This window comes from Cypionkella sp., from assembly GCF_036782355.1.
In the GTDB taxonomy this organism is placed as follows: Bacteria; Pseudomonadota; Alphaproteobacteria; order Rhodobacterales; family Rhodobacteraceae; genus Cypionkella.
Map to the genome: position 1 here is coordinate 22674 of NZ_DAIPZF010000035.1, position 6961 is coordinate 29634.

General features: G+C 61.0%; 6 protein-coding genes. 4 read left to right on the top strand and 2 right to left on the bottom strand.

Annotated features, from left to right (window positions below):
- The first annotated feature begins 50 nt into the window (after positions 1–50).
- Positions 51–1070 (top strand): tellurium resistance protein, encoded by a 1020-nt coding sequence (locus V7Q10_RS12725; RefSeq protein WP_333869486.1) that lies wholly within the window; start codon positions 51–53, stop codon positions 1068–1070.
- Here V7Q10_RS12725 and V7Q10_RS12730 read toward each other — a convergent pair.
- Positions 1067–1759 (bottom strand): type 1 glutamine amidotransferase, encoded by a 693-nt coding sequence (locus tag V7Q10_RS12730; RefSeq protein ID WP_333869487.1) that lies wholly within the window; start codon positions 1757–1759, stop codon positions 1067–1069. The genes V7Q10_RS12725 and V7Q10_RS12730 overlap by 4 nt on opposite strands.
- A gap of 140 nt (positions 1760–1899) precedes the next feature.
- Here V7Q10_RS12730 and guaB point away from each other — a divergent pair, with 140 nt between their 5' ends.
- Positions 1900–3348 carry an IMP dehydrogenase gene (gene guaB, locus V7Q10_RS12735; RefSeq protein ID WP_333869488.1) on the top strand — a complete coding sequence of 483 codons (1449 nt, stop codon included), beginning with the start codon at positions 1900–1902 and terminating at the stop codon, positions 3346–3348.
- 18 nt (positions 3349–3366) lie between these two features.
- On the opposite strand, the gene V7Q10_RS12740 is transcribed toward guaB, so the two are convergent.
- Complete coding sequence (locus tag V7Q10_RS12740) at positions 3367–3987, bottom strand: exopolysaccharide biosynthesis protein (RefSeq protein ID WP_333869489.1); 621 nt, start codon at positions 3985–3987, stop codon at positions 3367–3369.
- Positions 3988–4108: 121 nt separating this feature from the next.
- Here V7Q10_RS12740 and V7Q10_RS12745 point away from each other — a divergent pair, with 121 nt between their 5' ends.
- Positions 4109–5284, top strand: coding sequence for an RsmB/NOP family class I SAM-dependent RNA methyltransferase (locus tag V7Q10_RS12745; protein ID WP_333869490.1), 1176 nt, complete (start codon positions 4109–4111; stop codon positions 5282–5284).
- Between the two features lie 145 nt (positions 5285–5429).
- A partial coding sequence (locus V7Q10_RS12750) for a two-component system sensor histidine kinase NtrB (protein WP_442885873.1) occupies positions 5430–6961 on the top strand: 1532 nt, incomplete at its 3' end.

The following is a 6961-nucleotide window of genomic DNA, read 5'->3' on the forward strand; positions in this document are numbered from 1 at the left end:
TGCGCTTTACCTTCTGGGCGTGGTGAATGGGGCAAAGCATGGAGTGTGCGATGACCCAGACCCCGCCTGATTTGACCCCGCGTTTGGCGCGACGCCCCAAAAGCTTTCCAGCACCCGAGTTCCCGCCGCGCAAGCCCAAGCTGTTTGCGCGCACGCCGCCTGCGGTGTTTTCGGCGCTGCTGGGGCTTTTGGGTCTGGGTTTGGCGGCGCGGCGGGGCTTGGGCTGGTTGGGGCTTGAGGCCGGGCTGGCAGAGGCGGCTTTGGGGGCGATTTTGGCGGTGTTTTGCTTTGCGCTGGCAGCGCTTGCCGTCAAGGTGGCGCGCAGGCCTGCGGTGGTTTTGGAAGACATGCGGGTGCTGCCCGGGCGCGCGGGCTATGCCACCGCCAGCATGGGGGTGATGGCATCGGCGGCGGTGCTGGCACCCTATGGGCCAGCGCTTGCGGCGGGGGTGCTGGGGCTGGGGCTGGCGCTGCATCTGGCGCTTGCGGCGCTGTGGATCAAGGTTTGGCTTGGCCTGCCTGCCGAGGGGCGGGTGGTGACACCGGCTTGGCATCTGAGCTTTGTCGGCTTTATCGTAGGGGCGGTTTCGGCGGTGTCGATGGGGTTTGAGGGGGTGGCGCAGGGCATTCTTTGGGCGGTGATGCCGGTTGCCGCGGCGATTTGGGGCGTGTCTTTGGCGCAGCTGATCGCAAGGATCCCACCCGCGCCGCTGCGTCCGATGCTGGCCATTCATCTGGCGCCAGCGGCACTTTTTGCCACCGTTGCGCATGGCTTGGGTCAAGATCTGCTGGCCTATAGCTTTGCCAGTTTTGGCGCGGTGATCTTTGCCAGCCTGCTGCTCAGCGCGCGTTGGCTGACGGCTTCGGGGTTTTCGCCGCTTTGGGGCAGTTTCACCTTTCCGCTGGCCTCTTATGCGGCGGCGCTGATCTCGCTGGGCGGGCATTGGGCCGAAGCAGGGATGGTGGTTTTGCTGCTGGCTGCTGCGCTGATCCCGATGATCGGGGTTCGGGTGGTGAAGATGTGGGCGACGGGGGCGCTGGCGGCCAAGACCAACGCCGCAGAGGCTTAGATCAGCGCCACCCAAGCCCGCGCGATGGCAAGCCCGTGGGCATCGGCGGCGACGCCATGGGTTTCGGCCAGCTGCGGGTGATCGGCCAAAAAGCTGGGCTGCTGCGCCTGCAAATAGGGGCCAAAGCTGTCGATCCAGCGGCGCACCACGGCGCGACTGGCCTCGAAGTGAAACTGGGTGGCATAGCCTGCGCGGCCAATCCGGTAGCTTTGCAGCGCCACATCACTGCGTGCCAAAGCAACCGCGCCTTGCGGCAGGGTGAAGGTGTCCGAGTGCCATTCGAAAATATCAAAGCGCGCAGGCAGATGCGACAGCAAAGGGTCGGCAGCGCCCTCGGGTGTCAGATCAACGGCGCACCAGCCAAATTCGGGCGCGGTGCCGATGTGGTTTTGCGCGCCTGCGCCGCGCGCAAGGATCTGCGAGCCAAGGCAAATGCCAAGTGTGGCCTTGCCCGACAGCGCCGCCGCCTGCATCAGCGCGCCAAGTGCCGGCAGATAGGGGTGGGTGGCATCGGCCAAGGCGTTTTGCTCGCCACCAAAGACCACCAGCGCGTCGAAACTATCCGGCTCGGGCAAAAGCCCATCCGCCCATGGCCGGTAAAGGTCGATCATCGCCCCCGCCTCGTGCAGCGCCACGCCGATCTGGCCGTGATGGGTGAATCTGGTATTCTCGACAATCGCGACCCGCATCGGCGCCCCCCGGTTTTGCCGCAGTCTGCAAGGGATCAATTTTGCCCGCAAGGGGGCGAATGGGTCTTGCAAAGCCTGACAATCGGTGAAACAGGAAACCGTCAAACGAACACTCCCACTTGAACCCGATGGAGGCTTTCATGGAGATTCGCGAGGCGCTCACTTTTGATGACGTTTTGCTGGTGCCGGCTGCAAGCTCGGTGCTGCCATCCGAGGCGGATACGTCCACCTTTGTGACCCAAAGCATCCGGATGAATATCCCGCTTTTGTCTTCGGCGATGGATACTGTAACCGAAGGCCGTATGGCGATTGCCATGGCGCAGGCGGGCGGTATCGGCGTTATTCACCGCAACTTGGATGTGGCGACGCAGGCCCGCGAAGTCAGCCGCGTCAAGCGTTTTGAAAGCGGTGTGGTCTATCAGCCGATCACGCTGACGCCAGAGCAAACGCTGGGCGATGCCAAGCTGTTGATGGAGCGTTATCAGATCACCGGCTTTCCAGTGGTTGACCATGACGGCCGGGTGTTGGGCATTGTGACCAACCGCGATATGCGCTTTGCCAGCGATGACAAAACCCCCGTGCATGCAATGATGTCTTCGGAAAACCTTGCGCTGCTGCGCGAACCCGTTGACCGCGATGCGGCGATTTCGCTGATGAAGGCGCGGCGGATTGAAAAGCTGCTGGTGACCGATGGTGCGGGCAAGCTGACCGGGCTTTTGACCCTGAAAGACACCGAAAAGGCCGTGCTGAACCCACAAGCCTGCAAGGATGATCTGGGGCGTTTGCGGGTGGCTGCGGCCTCGACCGTGGGCGATGCGGGCTTTGAACGCTCGATGGCTTTGATCGAAGCGGGCGTTGATATGGTGGTGATCGACACTGCACATGGTCACTCGGAAGGGGTGGCGATTGCGGTCGACCGGATCAAGAAATTCTCGAACGCGGTGCAAGTGGTGGCGGGCAATGTTGCCACCGCCGAGGCCACGCGTGCGCTGATTGGCGCGGGTGCCGATGCGGTCAAGGTGGGCATCGGCCCGGGGTCGATCTGCACGACGCGGATCGTGGCGGGCGTGGGTGTGCCACAGCTGACCGCGATTATGGATTCGGCACGCGCTGCGGGCAAAGTGCCAGTGATCGCCGATGGCGGCATCAAATTCTCGGGCGATTTTGCCAAGGCGATTGCGGCAGGGGCATCCTGCGCCATGGTCGGTTCTGCGATTGCGGGCACCGACGAATCTCCGGGCGAGGTGATCTTGTGGCAGGGCCGCTCGTTCAAGGCCTATCGCGGCATGGGCTCGCTGGGGGCAATGGCGCGCGGCTCGGCCGATCGCTATTTCCAAAAGGATGCGGCCAGCGACAAATTGGTGCCCGAGGGCATCGAAGGCCAAGTGCCCTACAAAGGCTCGGCGGCAGCGGTGATCCATCAGATGGTCGGCGGTTTGCGCGCAGCAATGGGCTATACCGGCTGTGCGACCGTTGCCGATATGCGCAAAGATTGCCATTTCGTGAAGATCACTGGCGCAGGGCTAAAGGAAAGCCATGTGCATGATGTGCAGATCACCCGCGAAAGCCCGAACTACCGGATCGGCTAAGCCCTTGGCCACGCGGCATTAAGCTGCGTGGCCCATCATCCGCAACACCGCCATAATCACCCCCCAATAAAACACGGTTATAAACAGGACCGAGGCGATTGCGGTGACAAAGCCTGCGATAATGAACACACCGTCCGCCTCGAGCGTGCCAAGGCTGAACAGAATGATCGCCACGGCGGGCAGGAAATTGCCCAAGGGAATCGGTAAGGCGATCAGCACAGACAGCACCACGCAGATCAAACCGATCACTTGCAGCACCGTTGGGCGCGATAAAATCAGCTGGCGCGGCTGCAAAACCCGCTCGACCCGTTGCAAATAGGGCAGCAAACGGTTGATCAAGCGCAGCAAATCACTGCGCAAAAAGCTGCGCGAGGCGATGAAATGCGGCAGCCAGACATTATTTCCCATCATCATCTGAACCGCCAAAAACAGCAAGGGCAGGCCGGTTATTGCCGACATGCCCGGAATACTTGGAACAAGATTTGGAAGCGAAAACAAAATCATAAGCGTTGCTCGGGCGTGGGTTTTCACCCCGTCCAGCAGCTCTTGCAGCGAAATGCGCTCGCTCTTGCCGCCGTGCAATTGCGCCAGCAGGTTTTGCGAAAACGGCAGGGATCGGTTTGGGGTCACGCCAGTCATGCGACACAGATGGGCGATGAATGTAACGATTGCGAGGGGAAATGCGGCCTGTTGCAGGATTTTTTTCATCGCTATAGGCAGGGGGCTGCAAACAGGCCTTCTTCCGGCAGAAAGTGATCCGATGACCCCGCAAGCCCGTCTCTCTGCCGCGATCGAGGTTTTAGACCGTATTCTGGCCGGATCTGCCGCCGAACAGGCGCTGACCAATTGGGGCCGCGCCAGCCGTTTTGCGGGCTCGGGCGACCGGCATGCGGTGCGCGATCTGGTCTATGACGCACTGCGCTGCAAAGCCTCTTTTGCGGCTTTGGGTGGCTCTGAAACTGGCCGTGGACTGATCTTGGGCGGCGCCCGGGCGGCAGGTCAAGACATTGAAGCCTTGTTTTGCGGGCAGGGCCATGCGCCAGGCGTGGTGCTGGCCAGTGAGGTTGCGACAGAGCCCGAGGGCGCAGCGGCGCTTGATTGCCCAAGCTGGTTGGCCCAGCCACTGCGTGACAGTCTTGGCGCGGATTTCACCGCGGTGATGCAGGCGATGCGCAAGCGGGCTCCGGTGTTTTTGCGGGTCAATTTGGCAAAGACGACCCGCAGCGAGGCGATGGCGGTTTTGGCCGCTGACGGGGTGATTGCACAGGTTTCTGATCTGGCATCGGCCTGTCTGATTGTTTTGGAAAATCCGCGTAAAATCAATGCCTCAGCTGCATATCTTGAGGGATTGGTTGAGCTGCAAGACGGCTCTAGCCAAGCAGTGATCGACACGCTGGATTTGCATGACGGGCAGCGGGTCCTGGATTTTTGCTGCGGTGGCGGCGGCAAGGCCTTGGCGATGGCAGCAAAGGCGCAGATCTCACTGGAAGCCCATGATCGCGATCCGCGTCGGATGCGCGATTTGCCCGCGCGGGCAGAGCGGGCGGGGGCGCGGCTGAAAATCGTCGAGAGTGTTTCCAAAACAAAGCCTTATGATCTGATCTTGACGGATGTTCCTTGCTCTGGCTCGGGCAGCTGGCGGCGTGATCCGCAGGGAAAATGGGCGCTGACAGAGACGCGCTTGACCGAAGTTTTGGCGATTCAAGCCCAGATTCTGGATCAAACCGCTACGATGCTCGCGCCTGATGGCGTTTTGGCCTATGCCACCTGCTCGATGCTTGCGGCGGAAAACGAGGCGCAAATCGCGGCGTTTTTGCAGCGTCACAGCGGCTGGACTTGTAAAATGCAACGCCGTTTCAGCCCTTTAAGCGGTGCGGATGGGTTTTTTGTGGCCCAGCTTTTGCCGCCCCAATCTGGCGGCATATCTGGCAGCTAAAATTTTATTATGCGACCGACAGGGCCGCGGTTAAGCTTGGGTTAACTATTCGGCTGTTTAACTGCGTCAAACTGGGCTCCTGTTGGAGGGATATGTGGCAGGTTCGCAACTTCGCTTGGCAGATAAGGCCAGGCCGCCGGCGCTGATGCTGCGCGGGCCTTTGGTGCTGGGGGTTTTGGCCTTGGCGCTTGCGGCTTTGGCAGCTTTTGGCGAGGGGTTTTGGACGCTTGGCTTTGGCACAGCGGCGGCGATCTTGCTGGTGGTGGCGCTGCTGCAACAGGGGGCGCGGCGCCTTGGGCTTTGGCGCAAACGCAGCGAAGAACGGCGCTTGGGCCAGCTGCTGGAACATGACGCAACCCCCTGTTTTACAACCGATGCTTTCGGACAGGTTGGCTTTCAAAACCAATCCGCCACTGCCCGTTTTGGCGCAAGTGACGGCGGGACGATTCTGGCAGCGCTTAAGGACCATTTTGCCGCCCCCTCGGCGGTGCTGTATCGGTTGCAAAGCCGTGCCAACAGCCAGGGCGCCGCGCGCGAGGATGTGACGACGCAAAAGGGGCAAACCCGTCTTTCGGTGCATCGCATCACCGCGCAAAGCTATCTGTGGCGGCTGGAGGATTTTTCCGAGCGTGGCAGCCTTGGGCGCGGGGCCGAGGCGCTCAGCCTGCCGATGCTGACCGCCAACCGTGCCGGCGTAATTTTGTTCAGCAATGACGCGATGCGGCGCTTGCTGGGGGGGCGGCCAAAGCGGCTGGATCAGGTCTTTGGCAGCCAGATCCTGCGCTCGGGTGAAGAGATGGAGGTGGCCTCGATCAACGGTGCCATTCGCGCAGTTTTTGCCGAGGTAGAGGGCTCGGGCGAGCGGCGCGAAATCTACCTGCTGCCGGTGTTCACGGGCCAGCCCACAGCGGCGTCGCTTGCTGATTTTGAACATCTTCCGGTGGCTTTGCTAAAATTTGACACCAAAGGCACGCTGTTGCAGGCCAATAAATGCGCGCGCGAGTTTTTGCAGCTGAGTGAAGGGCCGGCGCCTATTCACGAGCTGTTTGACGGTTTGGGCAGGCCGGTGGCCGATTGGCTGGCCGATGTCGCCTCTGAGCAGCTGCCCAGCGGGGCCGAGGTTTTGCGCGCCCGCAATCTGGAGGGCGAGGTGTTTTTGCAAGTCACCCTGCGCCGGATCGTGGAGGCCGGTCGCCCCAGCGTGCTGGCGGTTTTGCAAGACGCCACTGCCTTGAAAACCCTTGAGGCGCAATTTGTGCAAAGCCAGAAAATGCAAGCGATTGGCCAGCTTGCAGGGGGCGTGGCCCATGATTTCAACAATCTTCTAACGGCAATTTCAGGCCATTGCGACCTTTTACTGCTGCGCCACAAAAGCGAAGATCCCGAATATTCTGATTTGATACAAATTCACCAAAATGCCAATCGTGCTGCGGCCTTGGTCGGGCAGTTGCTGGCGTTTTCGCGCAAGCAAACGCTGAAGCCCGAGCGTTTGGATCTGGCGGATGTGCTCTCGGATCTGACGCATTTGCTGAACCGATTGGTGGGCGAACGGGTGAAGTTGCAGCTCTCGCATGCCGCCCAGCTTGGGGCTATTCGCGCCGATAAACGCCAATTGGAACAGGTGATTATGAACCTTGTCGTCAATGCGCGCGATGCGATGCCGTCGGGGGGCACCAT